General features: G+C 40.0%; 28 protein-coding genes. 17 read left to right on the forward strand and 11 right to left on the reverse strand.

What is annotated here, in order from left to right:
- Window position 1: 1 nt before the first annotated feature.
- The gene (locus PSPO_RS02835) at window positions 2-838 is read right to left on the reverse strand and encodes an AAA family ATPase (RefSeq protein ID WP_010560950.1); all 837 of its coding nucleotides are present in this window, start codon (window positions 836-838) and stop codon (window positions 2-4) included.
- A gap of 142 nt (window positions 839-980) precedes the next feature.
- Here PSPO_RS02835 and PSPO_RS02840 point away from each other — a divergent pair, with 142 nt between their 5' ends.
- Both PSPO_RS02840 and PSPO_RS02845 read left to right on the forward strand, forming a co-directional pair.
- Window positions 981-1,715, forward strand: a complete 735-nt coding sequence (locus tag PSPO_RS02840) for a substrate-binding periplasmic protein (protein ID WP_010560949.1) — start codon at window positions 981-983, stop codon at window positions 1,713-1,715.
- 118 nt (window positions 1,716-1,833) lie between these two features.
- Window positions 1,834-2,307 carry a DUF2947 family protein gene (locus PSPO_RS02845; protein ID WP_010560948.1) on the forward strand — a complete coding sequence of 158 codons (474 nt, stop codon included), beginning with the start codon at window positions 1,834-1,836 and terminating at the stop codon, window positions 2,305-2,307.
- 50 nt (window positions 2,308-2,357) lie between these two features.
- On the opposite strand, the gene PSPO_RS02850 is transcribed toward PSPO_RS02845, so the two are convergent.
- The 4 genes from PSPO_RS02850 to PSPO_RS02865 are packed head-to-tail and all read right to left on the reverse strand — an operon-like array spanning window position 2,358 to window position 6,706.
- Window positions 2,358-3,602: a sensor histidine kinase gene (locus PSPO_RS02850; RefSeq protein WP_010560947.1), complete on the reverse strand. Its 1,245-nt coding sequence runs from the start codon at window positions 3,600-3,602 to the stop codon at window positions 2,358-2,360.
- Window positions 3,592-4,269, reverse strand: coding sequence for a response regulator transcription factor (locus PSPO_RS02855; RefSeq protein ID WP_010560946.1), 678 nt, complete (start codon window positions 4,267-4,269; stop codon window positions 3,592-3,594). The genes PSPO_RS02850 and PSPO_RS02855 overlap by 11 nt, the downstream gene beginning before the upstream one ends.
- The gene (locus PSPO_RS02860) at window positions 4,270-5,691 is read right to left on the reverse strand and encodes an ArnT family glycosyltransferase (protein WP_010560945.1); all 1,422 of its coding nucleotides are present in this window, start codon (window positions 5,689-5,691) and stop codon (window positions 4,270-4,272) included.
- Window positions 5,678-6,706, reverse strand: a complete 1,029-nt coding sequence (locus PSPO_RS02865; RefSeq protein ID WP_010560944.1) for a glycosyltransferase family 2 protein — start codon at window positions 6,704-6,706, stop codon at window positions 5,678-5,680. The genes PSPO_RS02860 and PSPO_RS02865 overlap by 14 nt, the downstream gene beginning before the upstream one ends.
- 146 nt (window positions 6,707-6,852) lie before the next feature.
- Here PSPO_RS02865 and PSPO_RS02870 point away from each other — a divergent pair, with 146 nt between their 5' ends.
- The 10 genes from PSPO_RS02870 (at window position 6,853) to rpoS (ending at window position 13,664) form a co-directional block, all read left to right on the forward strand.
- Window positions 6,853-7,230 carry a GtrA family protein gene (locus PSPO_RS02870; RefSeq protein ID WP_040641350.1) on the forward strand — a complete coding sequence of 126 codons (378 nt, stop codon included), beginning with the start codon at window positions 6,853-6,855 and terminating at the stop codon, window positions 7,228-7,230.
- A gap of 83 nt (window positions 7,231-7,313) precedes the next feature.
- Window positions 7,314-7,946: a hypothetical protein gene (locus PSPO_RS02875; protein ID WP_010560942.1), complete on the forward strand. Its 633-nt coding sequence runs from the start codon at window positions 7,314-7,316 to the stop codon at window positions 7,944-7,946.
- Between the two features lie 9 nt (window positions 7,947-7,955).
- Window positions 7,956-8,240, forward strand: a complete 285-nt coding sequence (gene ftsB, locus PSPO_RS02880) for a cell division protein FtsB (RefSeq protein WP_010560941.1) — start codon at window positions 7,956-7,958, stop codon at window positions 8,238-8,240.
- Window positions 8,227-8,937, forward strand: a complete 711-nt coding sequence (ispD, locus tag PSPO_RS02885; RefSeq protein WP_010560940.1) for a 2-C-methyl-D-erythritol 4-phosphate cytidylyltransferase — start codon at window positions 8,227-8,229, stop codon at window positions 8,935-8,937. The genes ftsB and ispD overlap by 14 nt, the downstream gene beginning before the upstream one ends.
- Window positions 8,928-9,401 carry a 2-C-methyl-D-erythritol 2,4-cyclodiphosphate synthase gene (gene ispF / locus PSPO_RS02890; protein WP_010560939.1) on the forward strand — a complete coding sequence of 158 codons (474 nt, stop codon included), beginning with the start codon at window positions 8,928-8,930 and terminating at the stop codon, window positions 9,399-9,401. The genes ispD and ispF overlap by 10 nt, the downstream gene beginning before the upstream one ends.
- Complete coding sequence (gene truD, locus PSPO_RS02895; RefSeq protein WP_010560938.1) at window positions 9,394-10,434, forward strand: tRNA pseudouridine(13) synthase TruD; 1,041 nt, start codon at window positions 9,394-9,396, stop codon at window positions 10,432-10,434. The genes ispF and truD overlap by 8 nt, the downstream gene beginning before the upstream one ends.
- Entirely contained in the window at window positions 10,412-11,176 is a 765-nt protein-coding gene (surE, locus tag PSPO_RS02900; protein ID WP_010560937.1) for a 5'/3'-nucleotidase SurE, read from the forward strand. Before truD ends, surE begins: the two co-directional genes overlap by 23 nt.
- Window positions 11,166-11,810 carry a protein-L-isoaspartate(D-aspartate) O-methyltransferase gene (locus tag PSPO_RS02905; RefSeq protein ID WP_010560936.1) on the forward strand — a complete coding sequence of 215 codons (645 nt, stop codon included), beginning with the start codon at window positions 11,166-11,168 and terminating at the stop codon, window positions 11,808-11,810. Before surE ends, PSPO_RS02905 begins: the two co-directional genes overlap by 11 nt.
- Window positions 11,811-11,819: 9 nt before the next feature.
- Complete coding sequence (locus PSPO_RS02910; RefSeq protein ID WP_010560935.1) at window positions 11,820-12,644, forward strand: peptidoglycan DD-metalloendopeptidase family protein; 825 nt, start codon at window positions 11,820-11,822, stop codon at window positions 12,642-12,644.
- A 63-nt stretch (window positions 12,645-12,707) separates the two neighbouring features.
- Window positions 12,708-13,664 (forward strand): RNA polymerase sigma factor RpoS, encoded by a 957-nt coding sequence (rpoS, locus tag PSPO_RS02915; RefSeq protein ID WP_010560934.1) that lies wholly within the window; start codon window positions 12,708-12,710, stop codon window positions 13,662-13,664.
- A gap of 257 nt (window positions 13,665-13,921) precedes the next feature.
- Here rpoS and ispB read toward each other — a convergent pair whose 3' ends face one another.
- Window positions 13,922-14,893 (reverse strand): octaprenyl diphosphate synthase, encoded by a 972-nt coding sequence (ispB, locus tag PSPO_RS02920; protein ID WP_010560933.1) that lies wholly within the window; start codon window positions 14,891-14,893, stop codon window positions 13,922-13,924.
- 291 nt (window positions 14,894-15,184) lie between these two features.
- Between ispB and rplU the strand changes: the two genes are divergently transcribed.
- From rplU to PSPO_RS02945, 5 genes are all read left to right on the forward strand, one after another.
- Window positions 15,185-15,496: a 50S ribosomal protein L21 gene (gene rplU, locus PSPO_RS02925; protein WP_010560932.1), complete on the forward strand. Its 312-nt coding sequence runs from the start codon at window positions 15,185-15,187 to the stop codon at window positions 15,494-15,496.
- 17 nt (window positions 15,497-15,513) lie between these two features.
- Window positions 15,514-15,771: a 50S ribosomal protein L27 gene (rpmA, locus tag PSPO_RS02930; RefSeq protein WP_010560931.1), complete on the forward strand. Its 258-nt coding sequence runs from the start codon at window positions 15,514-15,516 to the stop codon at window positions 15,769-15,771.
- A 115-nt stretch (window positions 15,772-15,886) separates the two neighbouring features.
- Window positions 15,887-17,044 carry an Obg family GTPase CgtA gene (gene cgtA, locus PSPO_RS02935; RefSeq protein ID WP_010560930.1) on the forward strand — a complete coding sequence of 386 codons (1,158 nt, stop codon included), beginning with the start codon at window positions 15,887-15,889 and terminating at the stop codon, window positions 17,042-17,044.
- A gap of 82 nt (window positions 17,045-17,126) precedes the next feature.
- On the forward strand, window positions 17,127-17,627 hold the full coding sequence (folA, locus tag PSPO_RS02940; RefSeq protein ID WP_193437079.1) for a type 3 dihydrofolate reductase: 501 nt from the start codon (window positions 17,127-17,129) through the stop codon (window positions 17,625-17,627).
- A gap of 71 nt (window positions 17,628-17,698) precedes the next feature.
- Entirely contained in the window at window positions 17,699-18,073 is a 375-nt protein-coding gene (locus tag PSPO_RS02945) for a DUF3718 domain-containing protein (RefSeq protein ID WP_010560928.1), read from the forward strand.
- Window positions 18,074-18,472: 399 nt separating this feature from the next.
- Here PSPO_RS02945 and PSPO_RS02950 read toward each other — a convergent pair whose 3' ends face one another.
- From PSPO_RS02950 to pdxA, 5 genes are all read right to left on the reverse strand, one after another.
- Window positions 18,473-20,488 carry a methyl-accepting chemotaxis protein gene (locus PSPO_RS02950; protein WP_010560927.1) on the reverse strand — a complete coding sequence of 672 codons (2,016 nt, stop codon included), beginning with the start codon at window positions 20,486-20,488 and terminating at the stop codon, window positions 18,473-18,475.
- A 161-nt stretch (window positions 20,489-20,649) separates the two neighbouring features.
- Window positions 20,650-21,480 carry a symmetrical bis(5'-nucleosyl)-tetraphosphatase gene (locus tag PSPO_RS02955; RefSeq protein WP_010560926.1) on the reverse strand — a complete coding sequence of 277 codons (831 nt, stop codon included), beginning with the start codon at window positions 21,478-21,480 and terminating at the stop codon, window positions 20,650-20,652.
- A 10-nt stretch (window positions 21,481-21,490) separates the two neighbouring features.
- Window positions 21,491-21,874 (reverse strand): Co2+/Mg2+ efflux protein ApaG, encoded by a 384-nt coding sequence (apaG, locus tag PSPO_RS02960; protein WP_010560925.1) that lies wholly within the window; start codon window positions 21,872-21,874, stop codon window positions 21,491-21,493.
- Window positions 21,858-22,664 (reverse strand): 16S rRNA (adenine(1518)-N(6)/adenine(1519)-N(6))-dimethyltransferase RsmA, encoded by an 807-nt coding sequence (rsmA, locus tag PSPO_RS02965; RefSeq protein ID WP_010560924.1) that lies wholly within the window; start codon window positions 22,662-22,664, stop codon window positions 21,858-21,860. The genes apaG and rsmA overlap by 17 nt, the downstream gene beginning before the upstream one ends.
- Window positions 22,665-23,651, reverse strand: coding sequence for a 4-hydroxythreonine-4-phosphate dehydrogenase PdxA (gene pdxA, locus PSPO_RS02970; protein ID WP_010560923.1), 987 nt, complete (start codon window positions 23,649-23,651; stop codon window positions 22,665-22,667).

Here is a 23,651-nt window from a genome sequence, read left to right on the forward strand (position 1 = left end):
GTTAACGCTTAGCGAGAAATGCGAGTTTTTCGATAAGGCTTACATCTTGCTCATTTTTAAGCAGTGCGCCAAAAAGTGGCATAAGTCCGCCTTTTTGAGTTTTATCATGCAAGGTTTGTGCGTCTATATCTTCGGCAAGTAACAATTTAAGCCAGTCGATTAATTCGCTGGTGGATGGTTTCTTTTTAAGGCCATTTACATCACGTAAACCAAAGAAAACTTGCAGTGCTTGTGCAAGTAAATCCTGTTTCACGTTAGGGTGGTGAACTTCAATGATCTGTGCCATTTCCTCTGCTGTTGGAAAGTTTATGTAATGGAAAAAACAGCGGCGTAAAAAGGCATCGGGTAGTTCTTTTTCATTGTTAGAGGTAATAATAACTATTGGGCGGTCGATTGCTTTTACGCGTTGTTGTGTTTCATACACATAGAACTCCATTTTATCGAGTTCTAGCAACAAGTCATTTGGAAACTCGATATCAGCTTTGTCTATTTCATCAATTAATAGAATAGGGCGTTTGTTTGCTTCAAAGGCTTGCCAAAGCTTACCTTTAACAATGTAATTGCTAATGTCGTGTACTTTTTCATCGCCGAGCTGGCTATCTCGCAAGCGTGATACTGCGTCATATTCATATAAGCCTTGTTGTGCTTTAGTTGTTGACTTTATATGCCACTGAATTAACTCAGTATCGAGTGCTTTTGCCAATTCTTCGGCCAACATGGTTTTACCTGTACCCGGTTCACCTTTGATTAAGAGTGGCTTTTCTAACGTAATTGCAGCGTTTACTGCCAGCTTAAGTGAATCTGACGCGATGTAATCTTGTGTACCATTAAATTGCACGGGGCACCTTTTGAAAATTGAACTGGTAAGATCTGTAAGTTTGTCATAATAAGTAATTAAGTAAAGGTCAAACTTGCAGCTAAAAGTAGTAAACCAGAGCAAATTAGTTTAGTTTTGTAGTATTCATCCTGGAGCAAGCGTTGTGAAAATTAGATTTTATTGCTTTTTAAGCTTGTTGTTGTTTTCAACCTGCTGTGTGTCACAACAAAAAGAGATTAACCCCCCAATTCGTTGGGTTACTGACTCTTGGCCAAATTATACTGATAAAGACGGTTCCGGTTTATATCATGAGTTAATGCGCAGTGTTTTTCATAATGTACAAGAGTTTGATGTGCAGTATACGCCTTGGCTGAGAGCGCTTGAATTAGTAAAGTCTGGCAATGCTGATTTTACCGGCGCAATGCCGTTAAATAGCAATTATGTTATGTCGCAGCATATTGTTTTAAGCCAACCAATTTCTGTGTTAATTAAAAAGACCCATTTGAATGCTGTGAAATTGACACAGCTACCTGAATTAGTCGGGGTTTGGCGTTCAGGGTATCGGAATGAATTACTCAGTGGTGAGTTAAAATCCCAAATAAAAGGCGTACCGACCGAAAGCACGGACAGTGGGTTTAACTTAGTGCGCCATAATCGAGTCGATTACTTTATTGATGTTCGCACAATTTTAGCGACGTATTTGTCTAAGCAGCCTGATAAATTGGAATTTGAATTAGTAGATATTGGCTCTTTGAATTTGTATATGGCGTTTTCGAAATCTGAACGCGGTAAACAAATAGCGCAACTGTTTGATGGTCGTTTTGCTGAATTAAAAAAGTCAGGAAAACTGGCTGAAATTTACAATAAGTACCAGCAAACGTTACCAAGCCAACTTTAACTAGTCTGATTTTTTGCGTTTTACTTTTCTATCAACCTTATGCTCTGCGCATTACTGTGATTTAGCTTAAACATTAATTGTGGTATAGTTTCACGACTTTTTACTGATTTGACCGAGTATGAATTACATATCCCTTGATGACTTTAAATATGCGTGGGCATTTCGTCATCAACAACTGCCTATCGAAGAAAATTTACTTTCTAAAATAAAGCCAATGTCAGATAGCCGTGCAACGAATTTATGGTGCACATTTGTCAGCCGTGAAAAAGATCACCCTGATTTTTTCGACACTAAAGATTGGCCGGGTAATGGTAAAACATGGGGTAACTCAGTAAAGTGGGAATCTGCGTGGGATAATGATGAAGCGCTTCCTGAAGAAATTATTAATCATCTTGATTGGGACGAGAACACAACCGTTTATTACTGTTTATCGCGAAAGCATGTTATTGAAACTGATTGGCGTACATTTAAAGCGACGTGGTTAAATTTTCTATTTATGAGCGATGGCTGTTTACTGATTGGTAAAAAACGCCATCAAGTTGTGCAGTTTTTAGAAACTGGTTATGCCAAATTAGGCAAGCGCGTCGATTGATGCGCTTGTGAATTTGATAACGTGTCTTGCTTATTACGTTAATTGTATTTTCAACTAAATTTCACCGTTGCAGTGCATCCTGCGGTATTTGTATTCTCAATTAAGTTAAACCGCCAGCTATAGCGCTGACAAATATCTTGTACTAGTGTTAATCCAACACCGAATCCTTCATACCCCCTTGGTTTTTCATTAAGGCCAACACCTGCATCAATAACACTTAAACTACTTTTTGTTAGCTTAATAATTATGTCGCTATTTTCAGAGCAGTTTATCGCGTTAATAAGTAGGTTGTTGATTAATGACTCTAGTAGTAGAGGTTCTACAAAAAGATTTACAGTATCTGAAAGGTAAGTTGTCACACTACAATTATTGGCGTGTAAAAGGTGACTGTGTTGATTAGTTATTTTTTCTATTAGTGATTGTGTTATTTGAACTGGCTTTTCAATAATATCTTGTTGTCTTGCTAGCAATAGCAATACATTGGTTAGCTGCTCCATTTCGTTAACTGCACTTGATATACGTGAGAGTTGTTTTTTGCTTGCGTACTCTGAACGGTGTAATAAGCTAACGCTTCCTTTAATAACTGTCATGGGAGTTCGAATTTCGTGGCTGATGTAGCGCGTAAAATTTTTTTCACGTGTAAGAGCGTTATTTATTCGGCTGCGATACGTGTTTATTGCGGTAATCATATTTGCGAGCTCATATGATACTTCGCCATCAATTGAGATTGACGAAAAGTCATGGTTTGTGGATTGGTTTAGTAGCCTAGCGCAATCCGAAAATGGCTGTGCCAAGCGGTTTGCGATTTTTTGAATGGCAATACCTGCTAGTAAAAAAACGATTACACCAATTAATAACAAACCGATTTCAATGAGTGCAAAAGACGCGTCACTCCACTCAGTTGCGTCAATATTGAGTACTGCCCACACTAGCTTCTCACCTTGTGGTGAGGAAATCGTTTGTGAGAGTACCGCGAGTTCTGAGTCATCTTCAAAGTGAAAGGATTCGAGCCCCTCACTATTTGGCGCTAAACGACGTTTTACTTCATGGGGTAAATTAGTGTATTCATCGTATAACGTTAATAACGGATCAATTTTGAGAGTACCTTGCTCGCCTTTTTCAAACCGTTGGAAATGATAAGGAGCAGTAATGCTCAGTAAATGCATACTGTTTTGGTTTTCGGTTGCGAGAATCGTCAACTTAAAAATAAAGCCGTAGAGCAATAATATTATCAACGCGACAATCTGATAAATGCGGCTAATTTTTTTGGCAATGGGCAGTGGGTTATTCGACATTTAGTTTATATCCGACTTTAGGAATTGTGATAATCATTTCACTTTCAAAATGTTGATTAAGGTTACTGCGCAATAAGTAAATATGTTTTCGTAAAATGTCTTGATCAGGTAAGTCATCAGGCCATAGCACGTCTTCAATTGTCGATTTGCTTACTACATTGGGATAGTTGTTCATTAAGCACAATAGAATTTTATAACAGCTTGGATTGAGCTTGATTAGTTGCTCTTCTCTGTAAACAAGATGTTCGTCGCGTTTAAGTTTCAAAGGGCCTATCACAAGTTCATTGCTGGAAAATAACCGTTGCTGAGCTCTTCTGTGTAGTGCATTAACTCTTGCATCAAGTAACGTAAGATCAAAAGGTTTTACAATGTAGTCATCAGCACCTGTTGAGAGCCCGAGTAGTTCATCTTGTTGGGTATCGCGGGCGGTAAGCATAATGATTGGAGTGTCGTTACCGTTAGCGCGCAGAGCTTGGCAAACACCGATACCATCTATCCCAGGTAGCATTACATCTAAAATAATTACATCAAATGTATGTTGCTCGGCCAACTTTAAGCCAAGTGTGCCAGTTGCAGCGTAATCCAATTCATAATCAAGTGCTTCAAAATACTCGAAAATGATATCGGCAACTTGCTTATTGTCTTCGACTAATAGAATTTTAAGCATTTAGTTTCCACATTGAAAAAGAACAAAACCTTTGGCTTTGCTTATTTGTGCACATTGGCTCTGTGTGTAGACATTTATCTCAAAGAGATGCTTTTCACTTGCTACCAGTATAAAAGGCAATGCACTATCATCTAGTATGAGAAGCTCTTCTACCGTCGTAATTCTTTGAGCTGCACCGTTAGAATAAAACTGTGCCGAAAAAGGGCGTTTGTACCAATAATATATAGGCTGAGACAGTTGATTTTGGCTTAAGTTCTGCAACACATCTCGGTGAGACACTTTCGACGAGTAGCCAGCAATAAAGTAACCCAATGCAGCAAGAATTAGCATGGCTGATAATAGAGCAAGCAGTATCAGTTTTCTTAACGTCATTTTTGATCGTGCTAACAACATAGCCATCGCGGGTAAACTAGGCAATACATATGCAGGTAAAATATTGCCTGCAAACGTAAATAACAACATCGGTGAGAGTGTCCAATAAAGAAAATAGTGCCTTTTAGTAATCGCATTTTTTTCGCTATTTGATTTTTCGCTTTGTTGCGGGTTAATTGAGTGTATGAATTGCCAAGCCGCGATAAATGACCATGGAAATGCAACTGCTAACCAAAATAGCCAAATTGTGCCTTTTACTTCTTTATGGGCGCTACCATAAAGATCGCCTTGCCATCCAGAAACTAAAAATCGCTGAACGTGTTCACCCCATAAAAAGTAGTTTAAGAAACCAGGGGTTTTTAGTTCTGCCATTAGGTACCAAGGCAAGGTTAAAGCAAGCATTAGTGTACAACCAGCGAGCCAAGGCAATGAATTAAGTGCGTGCCACAGCCTTTTATGATGGAGACTCCATAAGGTAAGCGGAATACCAATTAATATAATTGCTACAGGCCCTTTCGCGAGTAAACCGATGGCGAGAGCGACAAAAAAACAGAGACCTGCAAACTTACTGCCACTAAAGTAGCAATGATAAAAACAGACCATTGCGAGTGTAATTGAAAATAAAAGAAGGCTATCTGTCATTACCATACCGATAGCTACTAAAAATCCAAGTGATGTCGTTAGGATAAGTATGCTTTTGATAGCTATTAATTTTGAAAAATGCGTTTTCGCGAAATAATAGATGGTCAGCAAAGAGAGTATTCCGGTTAAAAAGTGTGGAATGCGCGCACTGAACTCATTGACACCAAATAAAGTGAAGCTAATAGCTGAAAACCATGTATGAAGCGGTGGTTTGCCCCAAAAAGGAATGTTGTAATCAAATTGCGGAGTAATCCAGTCACGAGTTTCAAACATTATGCGAGCGATTTCGGCATAGCGCGCTTCCGTCGTGTCGAAAAGCGGATACATTGCTAAACTTATTAACCTTACACTGATAAGTATTGAAATAAGCGCAAGCGATAGCTGAATTAAGCGACTACTTACTTGCATATGTCACCTGCTCAGCTTGTTTTTCATCTGCTTTGTTTTGTGTGAGTTGTAGTGACTCTTCGACAATGTAAATTGGACGGCCTTTGCTTTCTTTGTAAATTCGCCCTATATACTCACCGAGTACACCTATTGCTAATAACTGTACGCCACCAAGCCATAACTGTGCGAGCATCAGAGATGGGTAACCTTGTACTTGGTTGCCAAAAATGAGTGTTTCAAGAAATAAAAATGCACTATAAAAAAACGCCGCAAGTGAAATTGATACACCAAGCCATGTGGCAATTTTCAGAGGCTTTATGCTAAATGATGTAATGCCTGATAATCCTAACGCGACTAATTCAATAAAGTTCCACTTAGTCTTGCCGGCTGCTCGTTGCGGTCGTTCAAACTCCAAAGTAACCTGTTTGAATCCAGGCCATGCCATTAACCCTTTCATATATCGATTACGCTCTGGTAGTTTGTTGATTTGTTGAACAACTCTCTGTGATAAAAGGCGAAAATCACCTACATCTTTTTTAATCACCACTTCGTCAGACATCAAAGCGAGCAAGCGATAAAATGCGTGCGCGGTCCATTTTTTTAATTTGGATTCACCATGACGTTGGCTTCGCCGCATATTTACCACGTCAAAACCTTGTTGCCATGATGCGATCATTTTTGGAATGAGTTCAGGTGGATCTTGAAGATCTGCGTCAAGCAATATAACGGCGTCACTTTTTGCATGATCAAGCCCAGCGGTCATTGCCGCTTCTTTGCCAAAATTTCGACTTAAGCTAAATAACTTTATTGTGTGCCCGTTAGAAGGCAGTGACTTTAAAATATCCCAAGTACTATCAGAGCTACCATCATTAATGTAAATAATTTCACTTTGAATATGAGTCAATGAGGTTAAAACATTGGCTAATTGGTAGTGAAACTTTGCTAGTACCTCTTGCTCGTTGTAAACCGCTACAACGATACTAAGCGAAGTTTGTATTGTTGCTGGTGTGTCATAATTGTCGGAAATAATTCGCATAGTAAAGCTCTCAAGTTGAAACATAAGAGAGTGTATTGGCTGCAATGTCTAATAAATGTCTTTTTTGAAATGACATTTTTTAGACGTGACCGTCCCTAATATTTAAGTTGGGGGTAGGTATTGTGAATAAAGTCCGGTTTTTATTAGTGGGTGCACTTGTTTTTGTTTGTGATTGCGCAGTCTTTTACTGTTTGGGATTGTTAGGCTTGAAAGTTGAACTTGCTCGTGCGGTTGCTTTGACTATTGCAGTACAACTTACTTTTGTTGGACATAGAGTGTTTGCATTAAATGTTACCAGTAAGTTAGGTTGGTGTAGTGCTTGGTTAAGACATCAAGTAGCATGCGGGGTTGGTGCAATTATCAATTACTGCCTATTTAGCGCATTGTTTTATTTTTCACACAATCAAATCTTTGCATTTTTTATCGCTATATTATGCACTACTCTTGTTAACTTTATGCTCGCCACACAATGGGTCTATAGAACACCAGCTTCGCGAATTCATCATGATGTAAAACAAACCTAATATTTAAGCAACTGCTTATATTACATCCAAATATAGAATCATGTACTATGGTTACTTAAGTGTATTTGGTGGGTTTTTTATAAGTGCAAACAGGGTGTAAAGAACAAACAGAACTTTGGCGCAGCTCGTCAAAAAGCAATGCATATAATGCGTTGTGTAATACGTTTTATGTTCGTGAAATCCATCGTTTGAGTAAAGAGTCATTTAATAATGTAGAGCGACTGCAACGTCGTTTTGCAAGCCTTCCATATTATATTGAAAAAGCCGCCAGTCATATTTTAGACGGCAATAGTCCGTTAACTTTGGATACTCAAAATGGCAGTTGGATTGCAAAGCAGTCGCGTAACCTACCTAAGTACGATTTAGAGAAAAATACACAATTTTTTGGTAAAAACGCCTTTGTTGGTTTAATTATTCCGGTTTTAGTATATGACGCTGAGTATTCAACTGTTAGAATCGATAGCGTTGATGAAGTAACCGCGTCGGGTTTTCACTGCAATCAATTTGGTTGGGTTGATAAGGCAGGAAAATCACAAGAAGGTGTTGGTATTCAGGTATTAAAACCAAGCAAAACAGCGTTTTCTGCGGCGTGTTGTGGCCATGTGTGGTTGCTCGGCCGGGCAACAACACCCAGAGTATTAACGTTACGCGAAATGTTACTTGCAGCACGAATTAATTGGCAAGATTTTAAACACCCATTTATAACTCAAAAATAGAAATTCACTATGCGATTATTTCAGTTAGCGCTTTTGTGTTTATTTGCAAGTTTGCAATACCAACTTTGGTTTGGTCATCACGGCGTAAAAGACTATAAAAAACTGCAGTCTGCCGTTATTCAACACACTAAAGTAAACGCTAGATTAGAAAAACGAAACAAATTACTGAAAGCAGATGTGGAAGACCTCAAACTTGGCCTTGAGGGCATTGAGGAGCGAGCACGCAATGAGTTGGGCATGATAAAGCAAGGCGAAACTTTTTTTCGCGTAACACATAAAAATGAGAGATATTAATCCATCTTTTGCATTTGTAGTCCCTGCTGCAGGCGTTGGGGCAAGAATGCAGTCCGATAAGCCAAAGCAATACATTCAACTTGGCGACAAAACGGTATTAGAACACACCATTAATAAGCTAAAAGCAACAATACCCAATGCATTGATTATAGTTGCTATCAGTGAAAATGACGCTTACTTTCCAGATTTAACCGTACCCGATAACGTTATAACTGTATTGGGGGGTAAAGAACGTGCAGATTCAGTATTAAATGCATTGAATTACCTGACAGCTAATCATCCAGTTGACTGGGTGTTGGTACATGATGCCGCGCGGCCGCTGGTTTTACCGAGCGATATACGTACACTCATTTCACATTGTCAATCGCGTCACTGTGGTGGCATTTTAGCAAGTAAGGTGCGAGATACTATAAAGCAGGGTAGTGAGTTTGTTGAAGCGACAGTACCAAGAGAAGCTCTTTGGCAGGCGCAAACACCGCAAATGTTTTTACTGAACGATTTAACCGCGGCACTGACTAATGCTTTAAACGAAAACGTTGCAATTACTGATGAAGCCTCAGCTATTGAATGGGCTGGTGGAAAAGTACAATTAGTATCGAGCCGTGCAGATAATATTAAATTGACTACCCCTGATGATATTGCAATCGCAGAGTTTTTGATTGCGAAGCAAATTTTGGAGAACAACACATGCGAATAGGCCATGGTTATGATGTGCATAAGTTTGGCGGTGAAGGACCGCTAACAATTGCAGGCGTAAAAATTGATTATGAATTTGGTTTTTTAGCGCATTCTGATGGTGATGTGGCGATTCATGCATTGTGTGATGCAATTCTAGGGGCACTAGCGCTTGGTGATATCGGCAAACATTTTCCAGATACCGCAGCAGAATTTGAAAACATCGATAGCCGAATTTTATTGCGTCATGTGGTATCGCTAATGACTGAGCGCGGTTACCAAGTTGGCAATACTGATATCACGATTGTAGCTCAAGCACCAAAAATGGCGCCACACATAAATGCAATGCGTGAAGTGATTGCAGAAGATTTAAATATTCAAATCGACCAAGTGAATGTGAAAGCGACAACCACTGAAAAACTAGGCTTTGCTGGTCGTAAAGAAGGCATTGAAAGCCATGCTGTGGTGTTACTCGTAAATGGATAACTTAAGTTATTTATACGGCAAACCTAATTCAACCGCCGAATTTAAAACCAGTGCTGAAGATTTCCGAGTAGATGAAGAACTCGGTTTTGAGCTTAGCGGAAGTGGCGAGCATGTATGTTTACAGGTAATAAAGAAGGGAGAAAATACCCAATATATTGCCAAGCAAATCGCTAAAATAGCGGGTACGCAAGCTCGCAATGTAAGTTACCCTGGTTTAAAAGACCGAAATGCAGTGACATCGCAATGGTTTAGTGTACCGGTGCCGATTAAAAAGCACATCGACTTTTCAGCGCTGAATAGCGACAGTGTGAGAGTACTTCAGCAAGTTAGGCATAATCGAAAGTTAAAAACAGGTTGCCATAAAGCGAACCGTTTTACGATTACGCTTAGACGCTGCAGTATGGTTGAGGACATTTTGACACGCATTAATGCGGTTCGCCAGGGTGTGCCTAATTATTTTGGTGCACAGCGTTTTGGTCATGATGGACACAACTTAACGCTGGCAGAGCAGTTGTTCTCAGGTAAAGAAATCCACGATCGTAAGCTGCGTGGCATTGTTATTTCAGCTGCACGCTCTCATATCTTTAATCAAATTGTAAGCCAACGTATTGCGCAATATGGTATTGCAAAAACCATGGTAGAAGAAGTGTTCCTACTAGATGGTAGTAATGCATTTTTTAAAGAGCGTATTAGCCTTGAAACAGTCAATCGTTTGGCTTGTGGAGATATTCACTTATCGGCACCTTTGGTTGGTAAAGGCGAGCAGGGCGTTACAGAGCTTGAAAAAAAGTGGTTAGCACCATTCGCCAGCTGGCATGAAAACCTTTCACAACTTGGCCTTAAAGCTGAACGCAGAAATATGCGACTTTACCCTGAAAAATTTGAAGTGCTCGAAGTCACGCAAGATATGATAGAGTTTAGTTTTAGTTTGCCGAAAGGGTGTTTTGCAACGGCCGTACTGCGTGAGCTTGCAGAGTGCCAAGATGTTTCTTTAAAGAATAAGGATAATAATGAAAATCTTGCTGAGCAATGATGATGGCGTAAATGCAAAAGGGATTGAAGTACTCTATCACGCCCTATCGCAGATAGCAGAAGTAGTGGTTGTTGCACCTGATAGAAACTGTAGTGGTGCAAGTAACTCACTTACTTTATTAAACCCGTTAAGAACACATCAATATGATAATGGTTTTATATCGGTTAACGGCACGCCGAGTGACTGTGTGCAATTGGCAATTAATAAATTGCTCGACTTTACGCCAGATTTAGTTGTGGCGGGCATAAATAATGGCGCTAATTTAGGTGACGATACCTTGTATTCAGGCACGGTGGCAGCCGCCAGTGAAGGGCGCTTTTTAGGATTGCCAGCGATTGCTGTATCTTTGTGCTCAAAACAGGAAGCGCATTACGATACCGCAGCTGCCGTTGCAGTTTCCATTATCAAAGAAATAAAAGCGCACCCGCTTGGTCCGGACCAAATTATTAATTTGAATGTACCTGATATTCCGCTTGCTGATTTAAAAGGCATTAAGGTTACGCGCTTAGGCTCACGTCACAAAGCCGAAACCATGCAAGAACAAATAGACCCGTGGGGACGAAAAATATATTGGTATGGTCATTTAGGTGAAGCGCAAGATGCTGGCGATGGCACTGATTTTTTTGCGGTAGCTAATCATTATGCATCAGTGACCCCGTTGACAGTTGATATGACGGCAAAATCGAGCCTTGCCAAAATGGAATCTTGGGTTGAAGGATTGAATATTTCAGGTGTTGAATAATTATCGTCGTAGTGCGCATCAACTCGCGCAATTAGTTTATGAGCAAGGCATTCGATCTCAGCAAGTATTGGATGCGATTGCTGCTACACCCCGCCATTTGTTTGTAGATGACGTGTTAAAACACAAATCGTATCAAAACACCGCGTTACCTATTGGTTTGGGACAAACAATTTCTCAGCCTTTTATTGTTGCGCGTATGACCGAGCTTTTGTTGCAGCTTACAGGTCCAAATGCCAAGGTATTAGAAATTGGCACTGGCTCAGGTTATCAATCCGCAATTCTCGCTCAGTGTTTTCGTTCGGTATATTCAGTTGAACGAATTAAAGCATTGCAATGGCAAGCCAAAAGACGTTTACACCAGCTTGATTTATTCAATGTCACTATGAAACACGCTGATGGTTGGCAAGGCTGGCAATCTAACGCGCCTTATGACGGAATTATTGTTACAGCCGCAGCGAGTGAGTTGCCGCAAGCATTACTGGAACAGCTTAATGAAGGCGGAGTGCTTATTTCTCCAGTAGGCGGTAATGAGCAACAGAACTTAGTTGCAGTGAAGCGTCAAGGTCATGAGTTTATTACGCAAACATTAGAACCTGTAAGATTTGTACCGCTGGTTGCTGGCGCAATTAATTAGGTGATATTAATGCGTCTGTTAACTCAACTACTTATTTGCTTAATCTGTCTTCAGTTAATAGCGTGCAGTAGCAGAACAACGCCGGCGCCGGTCGCGAACCTTTCATCTGGTAAGAGTAGTTCGCAACAAAAAATTAAAATTAATGGAAGTAACTATAAAGTTAAGAAAGGTGAAACCCTTTACTCGATCGCCTTTAGATCAAACAAAGACTTCCGTGATCTCGCTAAGATCAATGGCATTAAAGCACCTTACACCATATTTCCAGGTCAAATAATACACTTAGTATCACCACCCAAACGTGCAAAAAAGGCTAAAAAATACACGGTCACTAGTAGCAAGTCCACCAAAAATAAACAAAAAAATAACAATTTATTAAAAAAACCACTTGATCAGAAAAAACAACAAGAGTATGTTGAAAATCAAGCCAGTTTAAAAAAGCAACAAAAGATAGCGAAAACATCTGGTAAGTTGCGCTGGTATTGGCCTGCTAAAGGTCGTATAGCCCGCAAGTTTTCAGGAAAAGAAAACGGCTATAAAGGAATTCTAATAAAAAATAAGTTAGGGACTGACATTCTTGCAGCAGCAGACGGTATTGTTGTTTATGCGGGAAGTGCGTTAAGAGGGTATGGCAATTTAATCATAGTGAAACATAATGATGATTATCTAACGGCATACGCTCACAACCAAAAAATTTTGGTAAAAGAAAAGCAAAAAGTTACAGCTAGGCAAAAAATAGCCACTATGGGTAACTCTGAAGCTAAGTCGGTTGGACTGAGGTTTGAAGTAAGATACCGAGGTAAATCGGTTAACCCATTAAGGTATTTGCCACGCTAAGTTAGTTGGGGCGCGAACGTGTTTTAGTGTTTAAAGGTCACTGAATGACTCGGGAGGATGCTTATGGGACGCACAAAGAAAGAAAATAGTACAGAACTAAACGTTGATATGGATGTTAAAGACGAGGTTTTGGAAGAAATTGAAGATACAGAAGACGAAATCTTCGCAAAAGAAGAAGTTGTTAAAAATTTAGATGCTACACAACTTTATCTTGGCGAAATCGGCTTTTCACCACTACTTAGTGCAGAAGAAGAAGTATTCTTTGCACGCAAGGCCTTACGAGGATGTGAAGCATCACGAAAACGCATGATTGAAAGTAATCTACGTTTAGTGGTCAAAATAGCGCGTCGTTATAACAATCGTGGGCTGGCACTATTAGATCTCATCGAAGAAGGTAATTTAGGCCTGATCAGAGCGGTAGAAAAATTTGATCCTGAACGTGGATTTAGATTTTCTACATACGCAACTTGGTGGATCCGTCAAACCATTGAACGTGCGATTATGAACCAAACACGCACGATTCGCTTACCGATCCATGTTGTTAAAGAGCTTAATGTTTATTTACGTACAGCACGAGAATTAACACAAAAGCTTGACCATGAACCAACCGCAGAAGAAATAGCAGAGAAGCTTGATCGCCCTGTTGAAGATGTGAGTAAAATGCTGCGTCTTAACGAAAAGATCAGCTCTGTTGATACACCAATCGGCGGTGATTCAGACAAAGCGTTATTAGATATCATTGCAGATGAAAAGGGACGTGGTCCTGAAGGTGAAATTCAAGACCAAGACATTCACAATAATATTGTGCATTGGCTTGAAGAACTTAACGCGAAACAGCGTGAAGTGTTAGCACGACGCTTTGGATTGCTTGGCTATGAACCTTCAACGCTTGAAGATGTAGGTAAAGAAATTGGATTAACACGCGAACGCGTAAGACAAATTCAGGTTGAAGCGTTGCGTCGATTAAAAGAGGTGTTAACACACCAAGGATTAAATATTGAATCGCTATTTAGAGCTTAATAAATAATACCAATTCTGTTAAGTATGTGATCAGGGATAACGCTGGATAAATGAAATGGTAACAAGTCAGAATTTTTCTGATGTAGTTGCTCTATATTGATAAACTCTAACGCAGTTAGCATGATATTTAGTCCGCTAGGATGACCAGCTACTTAAGTGAATTGGTATAACAACCAGTTAAAAATAAAAAACCGCTTATTATCAGCGGTTTTTTATTTAAATACTTTAGTAGTTATTTAAAGCAAAACTCAGTTTGATTAGTATTTTCTATCGACTGATAATTTAGCAAGTGCAATTAATGCATCTTTATACTCTGAATTTGGCAGTACAGAAAGGTAGTTAATTGCTTTTTCGGCTTCTTCTTGTGCTTTTTGCATTGTGAGTGCTAACGCATTGGTTTCTTCAAGAATAGCGAGAACTTTGTCTAGGTAATCTTTGCCATCAGCTTTTTCAATTGCCCCTCGGATCAATTCAGCTTGCGCTTGTGATCCATTTTGCATTGCATAGATCAAAGGTAATGTTGGCTTACCTTCTGCCAGATCGTCACCGATTGATTTACCTAGTTCAGCTTGGTTTGCGCTGTAATCGAGCACATCATCGACTAGTTGGAAGGCGGTACCAAGATGCATGCCATAAAACTTTAATCCGTTTATTACGTCTTCATCTTGTTCTGTAATAATGGCAGCTAGTTCAGTTGCAGCTTCAAATAATTTTGCTGTTTTACTGTAAATGACCTGCATATAGCTTTCTTCGCTAGTATTAGGGTCGTTGCAATTCATTAATTGTAGCACTTCACCTTCAGCAATAACGTTCGTTGCATGAGCAAAAATATCCATTACTTGCATCTTATTGAAACCAACCATCAGCTGGAAAGCACGAGTGTAGATAAAATCACCAACAAGCACGCTGGCTGCATTACCAAATTCAGCATTAGCTGTTGGGTTTCCACGACGTAGAAGTGATTCGTCAACAACGTCGTCGTGTAATAGTGTAGCGGTATGGATAAATTCTACGATGGTTGCTAGACGAATATGCTCATTACCTGTGTGTCCTAACGCTTTTGCAGCGAGGATTGAAAGTATTGGGCGAATGCGTTTGCCACCGCTATTGACAATATAAAGCCCCAATTGATTGACAAGCGCAACGTTCGACTGCAGTTGTTGTTCGATTAGTTGATTAACCGCCAACATATCTTGTTCTGTTAAGGCTTGGATCGCTTTTATATCCATGGGTCTCCAACAAGTAAAGAGGTAAGATCCGCTGATTTGCGGGGATTGTACACTATTTTTGGCACTGAGTAGAATCAATATTTTATGTAAAATAATAGTTTTCTACAGCGCTTTAATTAGGTAGAATTGTCGCCATTAATATTAAATTTTTTAGTGTGTCTTACAACACGCAACATATTTAGTCTTTTTTATGAAAATAGGCTTGCGCTACGCTCTGATTTCGCGTAGACTTCGCGCCCTATCGAAGATTATTAAGTTGCGTCGATTTGAGGGCGCAGAACGGAGTTAATTATGTACGCGGTTTTCCAAAGTGGTGGTAAACAGCACCGTGTGACTGAAGGTCAAACGATTCGCCTTGAGAAATTAGAGGCTGAAACTGGTGCAGCAGTAGAATTTGACAAAGTATTACTTGTTGCAAACGGTGAGAAAATCGAAATTGGTGCACCTTTCGTTAATGGCGGTAAGGTTACAGCTGAAGTTGTATCTCATGGTCGTGGTGAGAAAGTTAAGATCGTTAAGTTTAGACGTCGTAAGCATTCTCGCAAGCAAATGGGTCACCGTCAGTGGTTCACTGAAGTTAAAATCACTGGCATTAACGCTTAATTTAGAGGTACAGAAAGATGGCACATAAGAAAGCAGCTGGTAGTACTCGTAACGGTCGTGATTCAGAAAGTAAACGCCTAGGTGTTAAGCGTTACGGTGGTGAATCAGTTTTAGCGGGTAACATCATCGTTCGTCAACGTGGTACTAAGTTCCACGCAGGTACAAACGTAGGTATGGGTAAAGACCACACTTTATTTGCAACATCAAACGGTAAAGTTCAGTTTGAGCAAAAAGGTCCTTTAGGTCGCAAATACGTAAGCATCATCGCTGAGTAAGCCCTAAAAGTTTTAAAAAGCCCCGCAACTGCGGGGCTTTTTTTGTTTCTTGATTACGCACAACCCGTTTGTCTTGGTATAATAAGTACATTCTAGGCTGTGTAAGGCTAAATATATGAAATTTGTAGATGAAGTTGAAATTCGCGCTGAAGCTGGTGACGGTGGCAGCGGTGTAGTTTCATTTCGCCGAGAAAAGTTTGTACCAGACGGCGGTCCTGATGGTGGTGACGGTGGTGATGGCGGCAGTGTCTTTATTGAAGCCGATGAAAACCTAAATACACTTATTGATTATCAGTTTGAGCGCTTTCATAAAGCAGAGCGTGGCACTAATGGTGCTGGCCGAAATATGACTGGTAAAAAAGGTGAAGATCTTACCTTAAAAGTTCCTGTAGGTACGCGTATCGTTGATGTTGATACTGCGGAAGCACTAGGTGATTTAACGCGACATGGTCAAAAGATTATTGTTGCCAAAGGTGGTTTTCACGGACTTGGTAATACTCGTTTTAAATCAAGTACTAACCGAGCTCCTCGTAAGAAAACACTGGGTACGCCAGGTGAAATTCGTAACTTACGTTTAGAGTTATTATTACTTGCTGATGTTGGATTATTAGGCTTGCCAAATGCTGGTAAATCAACCTTTATCCGCAGTGTATCTGCGGCAAAGCCAAAGGTTGCTGATTACCCATTTACTACCTTAGTGCCAAATCTTGGTGTGGTTAGACCAAGCCAAAATCAATCGTTTGTAATCGCTGATATTCCAGGATTAATTGAAGGTGCTGCTGAAGGTGCAGGCCTAGGCATTCGCTTCTTAAAGCATTTAGAACGCTGCCGTGTTCTTCTGCATATAATCGACATTATGCCTGTAGATGGTTCTGATCCGGTAGAAAATGCTTACACAATCTTAGGTGAGCTTGAGCGCTACAGCCCAGCACTCGCTGCAAAACCTCGCTGGTTAGTATTTAACAAAATTGATTTGTTGTTAGATGAAGAAGCTGATGAATTGTGCGCTGAGATCGCTGATGCGCTTGAAGCTGAAAAAACCTATAAGATCTCTGCATTTAACAAAATTGGTACAGAGCAGTTATGCTTCGACATTATGCAGCTTTTAGAAAGTATGCCTAAAGAGAAGTTTGTAGCTGAAGAAGAGCCACAAGAAGTTGAGTTTAAGTGGGATACATACCATGAAGAGTCAATATCTGACTTTGAAGATGACGATGATGACGAAGACTGGGATGAAGATGATTACGACGTAGAAGTCGTCTATCAACGATAATAAAAGGTGCTTGCGCACCTTTTTTTATATTTAATAAAAAAGTACTAATAATAAGTAACTAGGTTAAAAGTATTAATTTCTTATGAAGATTTCAATGATAGCTGCGATGGCTAATAATCGTATTATTGGTAAAGATAACGATATGCCATGGCACCTTCCTGCTGATTTAAAGCACTTTAAATCGGTCACCTTGGGCAAACCTGTCATTATGGGACGCCGTACATATGAGTCGATCGGCCGTCTATTACCAGGCCGAGACAATATTATTATCACGCGTAATCCAGAGTACGTTGTTGAAGGTGCGATAATGGCTGAAAGCCCAGAGCATGCGCTCTCTTTGGCTGGTGACGTAGATGAAGTTATGATTATTGGTGGCGGTAAAATTTACTTAGACTTTTTAAGCCGTGCAGATCGACTATACTTAACGCATATAGATTTGGATGTTGATGGGGATACGCAGTTTCCTGATTATGAAGCTGTGGCAGATTGGCAGGTGCTAGAAACCCAAAGCTTCGCACCAGATGAAACCAATCAATATCATTACCAATTTGTTATTTATAAGAAATTAGGCTTAATTTCTTGAAGATGATTTAACTTGTTGTTAGAATTGTTGCAATTAAATTAAGTATAAAGTGCTACTAGGGTTGCTGTACCATGAAATTATCAACATTATTATTTACTCTATCTGTATCTTCGGCTGCATTACTAAGCTCTCACACGGTAAATGCAAATGAGCAATTAGCTGCTAGTATTTGTGACTATGTTGCGGCTGATGACAAAAGTCGTATTCGTAAGAAGCTTAAAGAATCACGTGTAAAGCTGCGCAATATTTATGCTGGCATTAGCTGTGGTGGCAATAACCTTATCCGTCATGCAATTGTTAGTGGTGCAGATGGCGTGGGTGAATATATTGTTAAGCAGTTACCAAAAAGCGATTTAGCAGCAGGCGGTGATGTGGCTTGGGCTGATGCAAATGGTCATTCAAGCTCAGCTGTAATTGCAGCGTTAAAAGACCGTGCAGGTATTTAACGAACACCGCTAATTAGTTTATTCCCTTTGTAAAAGCCAGCTTTAAGCTGGCTTTTTTGTTTTTTGATCCTCTTAAAGTATAAAGTCATTATAGTGCTGGCTATGTAGTTAAAAGTAATCTTTAAGGAATAGAAAAAGAGCGGAGTTTTAAACGCTTTAACCTCAGTTATTTTGACCTTTCATCTTGAATAACAGACTCAATTAATTCGTTATTATTGAAGTTTTGCTGCATCTCTGAAGAGCAACTCTAAGCTCGCACATCAGGCTGACGATTTATTTAATCTTGTACAGCCGTTACTCAGTTAAAGTTACTTGTTAATTTTAAATCGAGTTTTGTTTAGATATTAAAAAGGCCCACTGATTGGTGGGCCTTTTTGTTTTGAAAGTGTGTTAATAGCGTTACACTTTAAACTCTTCTACAGAGAGTCTTAGCTCTTCTGCAAGCTTAGCAACTTCACTTGCTGACGCTGATGTCTGGTTTGCACCCTCAGCAGTTTGTTCGGCTATTGCAACAATTGACTCTAAGCTTTCACTGATCTCTTGTGATACTTGATGTTGCTCGCCTGCTGCTGTTGCAATTTGTTCACTCGCATCGTGCGCTTGTGATACCGCTTGCGTAATTTGCTCAAGCGCAGAAGCGGCTTGTTCAGACTGTTCAACACATGAATCGGCTTGCTGCTGGCCTTTCGCCATTACAGATACCGCCTCTTCTGCACCACTTTGCAGTGATTCAATCATAGCCTGAATTTCTTGTGTAGATTCTTGGGTTTTGCTTGCAAGTGAGCGTACTTCGTCAGCTACCACTGCGAAACCACGGCCCTGTTCACCAGCACGCGCAGCTTCGATAGCAGCGTTAAGTGCAAGTAAGTTTGTTTGTTCTGCAATACCTCTAATTACATCTAAAATGCCGCCAATTGACGCGCTGTCTTGATGCAGTTTATTAATAACCTGAGACGCACCAGCCACTTCACGAGCAAGTTGTTCAATAGTTAGCTTGTTATTACTTGAAATTGTTTTAACGCGCTCAGCTTCGTTGTCAGCTTGTTTAATTTCATGTAACGCGTCTTCAGCACTTTGTGTCACTGATTGTGAGGTGCTGCTCATTTCAGTTGTTGCTGTTGCTGCTTGTTCAACTTGTGCTCGTTGACTTTCAATTGCTTGGCTCGATTCAACCGTCACAGCCGATGTTTCCTCAGAAGCCGCTGCAAGCTGTGTAGAACGTGAAATAATACCTTGAATTAAGTTGCGTAAATTGTCGGTCACGCGGTTTAAGCTTTTCGCTAATTCACCAAATTCATCTTTATTGCTATCGTCAAGGCGCATTGTCATATCGCCTTGCGCCACGTTATCAAGCACTTTGTTGATTTCAGATAACGGCTTCGTGATACGTTGAACTGTTAAAAACGCAATAACAATCGCAATTACAGTGGCAATGATCATACCTAACCATGTCCAAAGCTCTGCTTTTGATACGCTGCTTTCCACTTCTTTTCTAAGCTCTACTACAAGTGTATCCGAAAGGGAAGTTAGTTTATCTAGCTGAGAGCTCGCCGTATTAGTGTCTTGCTCTGCAAGCGATAAATTTGTAGTTGCTTCTTCAAGCTGTCTAATATGATTTTGCTTTACGTTAGCGAGTGATTTACTGCCTTGGCCGTTTTCTTTCACAACCGCAAAATAGCTTTGGAAGTCTTGGTGTAAGTCTTCATCTGTTTGTTTAAAGGTTTCTGAAAGTAGCTCGATATTGCGCTCAATGTCAGCAAGGCTGTAGTTTACTTCGTTTGATAAGGTTTCTACTGTTGCTGCATTTTTAATATTTTTAAGATCTGTGCTGTTGCTAACAATGCTAAGAAGTGCATTTTCAATATTCGAAACGGCTTGGTAAAGGCGTTGTGAGTTATCTTCAAGCTCTGCACTATCACTTAAGTCTAATACGACAGTGCTGGCATCTTCCGCAGCAATTTCCAGTGTTTCTAACTGTGTTGTTAAACTGCTTTCAATTTGCAGAGCACTAGTTTTGTTGTTGATAAGGTTTTGCACTCGGCCAACAAAACTGTTGTAAGTTTTATCAACAGCTGAGGCGGCATTTGCCAGTTGTGCATCGCTGCTAACAACCTGCTTTAGTCGTTCATTTGATTTATCAAAATCTTCAGCTGCAGAGCGGTATTGGTTTACTAGACCCTGAAGCTGCTTACTGTTGTCGCTGTAATAAACTTGCAGCGCAAGTGCCTGCATTTTATTGAACGAAACCTGAAGCTCATTTGTCGCTCTGAGCGCAGGAATAGAGAGGGTATTAACATGGTTAGAGGAATTGCTAATGCTATTGATTCTAACAAGTGAGTTGATACCAATGGTGATCAAAAGTAGGGTGATTAGGATAAAGCCACCCCAAATACGTTGGCTGACAGTCAACTTCATATTCATTCCTGTTTACTAATTGCCGGCAAAATGAGTAAGCCTCTGAGGGCTTTTGTTATTTATCGACATACATGGATACAACTTTAGTTCAATCTAACAAACTCGTAACTTTATTTCAGTATTTATAGCTGAATAGTTAATTGTAGTATTTAAAATACAACTTAAGTACTGTTTTTATGTTCTTTGTAGTTATTGCAATAATGTTTTTTCTTTGATTTTAGCTCAAGTAAAGTCATGTGCTCGCCCCAAACACAACCGGTATCAAGGGCAAATAGATTTGGATAAGGTGTTTGTCCTTTTAATGCAGCCCAATGACCAAAGCAAATATTAATATCTGAATGATTATTTGTATTCACATCAAACCATGGAAATAATTCGGGTGAATTTTGGCTCGCAGGACCTTTATTTGCAAAGTCCATTTGTCCATGTTGATTAACAAAGCGCATACGCGAAAATGCATTTACGGTGTAGGTAAAGCGCGATAGTTTATCATTAGCTTGTGAAATGCAGTTAACGCTGTTGCCATACATATTTGCTAGGTAAAATTGTGCATTGTCACCTTGGTATTTTTTTTGTGCTTTAGCACAAAGTTCAATTGCTTTTTGCAATGATAATTGGGGATTTAATCCAGCGTGGGAAATAAAGGTATTATACTTTTCAAGCCATACCGCGAGCGGTTGCTGTCTTAAAAACTCAATGTAAGTAGGTAACTTTTTTGCGTTGAATAAGGCTTGTAAGTTATCTTTTGGGTTGGAAGTTTTTTGCGTGAAGTACGTCGCTAGTAAATGTAAGTCATGATTGCCTAACGTTATTGTTACACTGCCTTGCTGAGCAAAGAGATACTTTAAACACGCCAGTGAATCTGGACCGCGCGCAACAATATCGCCAACTAAGTAAAGGTGATCGCGGCTTGGGTTAAAATCTACCGTTTTTAATAACGAGATAAATTCGTTAAAGCACCCCTGCAGATCACCAATTACATATTTAGCCATATTTGCTTAATTAATGTAATACAACATCACTAGCTAGGCGAAATACTTCAATCGGGGCTTGGTATTCGGCACCAAACTCGTTACGCATTTGGTAGTAACCTTGCATTGTACCGATTGGTGTATCTAATACTGCACCTGATGTGTAGGTGTAGCTCTCACCAGGTCCAATTGTTGGTGTCTCACCAACCACACCTTCACCTTCAACTTCGGTTTCTTTACCGTTAGCATCGGTAATCAACCAGTAGCGGCTAAGCAATTTAGATGAACATAAACTATGGTTTTTGATTGTTACGGTATAGGCAAAAACGTATTTATCTTTTTCTGGCTCAGACTGACCATCAACATAAAACGTTTCTACCGATACTTTAATTGGAGAATTACTGCTTGTTGTCATAAATCCAGTTTGCAATCTTTACAAAAGTGTCTAGAGAAAGGTTTTCGGCGCGCAGCTTTAAATCTAACCCTAAGTTTTCAATTTCTTCAGGCGTTAATAAATTCGATAAACTATTACGAATTGTTTTACGTCTTTGGTTAAACGCTTCTAAGCACACCGTGTTAAGGATTTTAGTGCTCTTTGCCTTTAATTGATCTGGCGATTTCGGGATCAGGCGAATAACTGCTGAATCCACTTTAGGTGCAGGTTTAAAGCACTCTGGTGGCACATCAATAACAGGCATTGCATGACAATAATACTGTGTCATCACACTTAATCGGCCAAAGGCCTTGCTGTCAGGGCTCGCAACCATGCGTTTAACCACTTCTTTTTGCAGCATAAAGTGCATGTGCTCAATATTTTGATAAAACTCAAATAAATGAAACAGAAGCGGCGTTGAAACGTTATAAGGTAAATTACCAAATACTTTAAGTTTGCGCTCATCATTAATTAATGATGCAAAGTCAAACTGCATGGCATCACCCTGATGCACAGTCAGCTTGTCGGCAAGAAATGGGTGATGAATCAAGCGATGAGCAAGATCTTTATCGAGCTCAACTACCGTTAAATGGTCTGTTAGCTCTGCCACTGGCTCTGTAATTGCGCCAAGGCCTGGACCAATCTCAACGAGGTTATCGCCAGGTTTTGGATCGATTGCAGTTACGATCTTATCGATAATGCTTGTATCGTGTAGAAAGTTTTGACCAAAACGTTTTCGGGCGCGGTGCCCTAAGTGTACTTTATCATTCATCTATTGTGCGCTTTTACTTGCCATTTCAATTGCTTTAGAAATTGCTAATTCAAAACTACCCACGTCGGCCTCGCCAGTTGCGGCTAAATCGAGAGCGGTACCATGATCCACAGATGTGCGGATAAACGGTAAACCTAGGGTGATATTAACTGAATTACCAAATCCTTTGTATTTTAACACAGGTAATCCCTGATCGTGATACATTGCAAGCACGGCATCGGCATCTTTTAGGTATTTGTCTTGAAATAACGTATCCGCTGGCAGTGGGCCAACAAGGTTAATGCCTTCATTTCTAAGCTGATCTAGCGTTGGTGAAATGACTTCGATTTCTTCTCGGCCTAAGTGACCATTTTCGCCTGCGTGCGGGTTTAAACCACAGACATAAATTTTTGCTGATTCAATGCCAAATTTAGTGGTTAAATCATGATGCAAAATACGCGTCACTTTGCTTAAACGGTCTTCGGTGATTGCTTTAGATACATACGCTAAAGGAATATGCGTTGTTACTAAAGCAACGCGTAAACCCTCGGTAGCGAGCATCATTACAACATCAGGCGTATTTGATTGCTGAGCAAAAAACTCAGTATGACCACTAAATGAAATACCCGCTTGGTTAATAATGCCTTTATGCACAGGGCCTGTGACCACAGCAGCAAATTCACCTTGCATATTGCCATCAGAGGCATATTTCAGCGTATCAAGTACGTATTGTCCGTTGGCGTCATTGAGTTCGCCAGCAATCACGTCTTCTGCTAAGGGAATATGCTTAACGGTTAGGTTACCTGCATTATGCGGTTGAGCCGCATTATTTGGCTGATATTCAATTAGTTGAATATCAATGCCAAGCAATTTTGCACGTTGCTTTAACAGATTTTTATCAGCAATTACGACAAGTTCTGCAGGCCAATCTTGTTGCGCCAGCTGTAAAATAAGGTCTGGCCCAATACCTGCCGGTTCGCCCGGTGTAACTGCAATACGTAATGTCAT

It is taken from the genome of Pseudoalteromonas spongiae UST010723-006 (assembly GCF_000238255.3).
Taxonomy (GTDB): Bacteria; Pseudomonadota; Gammaproteobacteria; order Enterobacterales; family Alteromonadaceae; genus Pseudoalteromonas; species Pseudoalteromonas spongiae.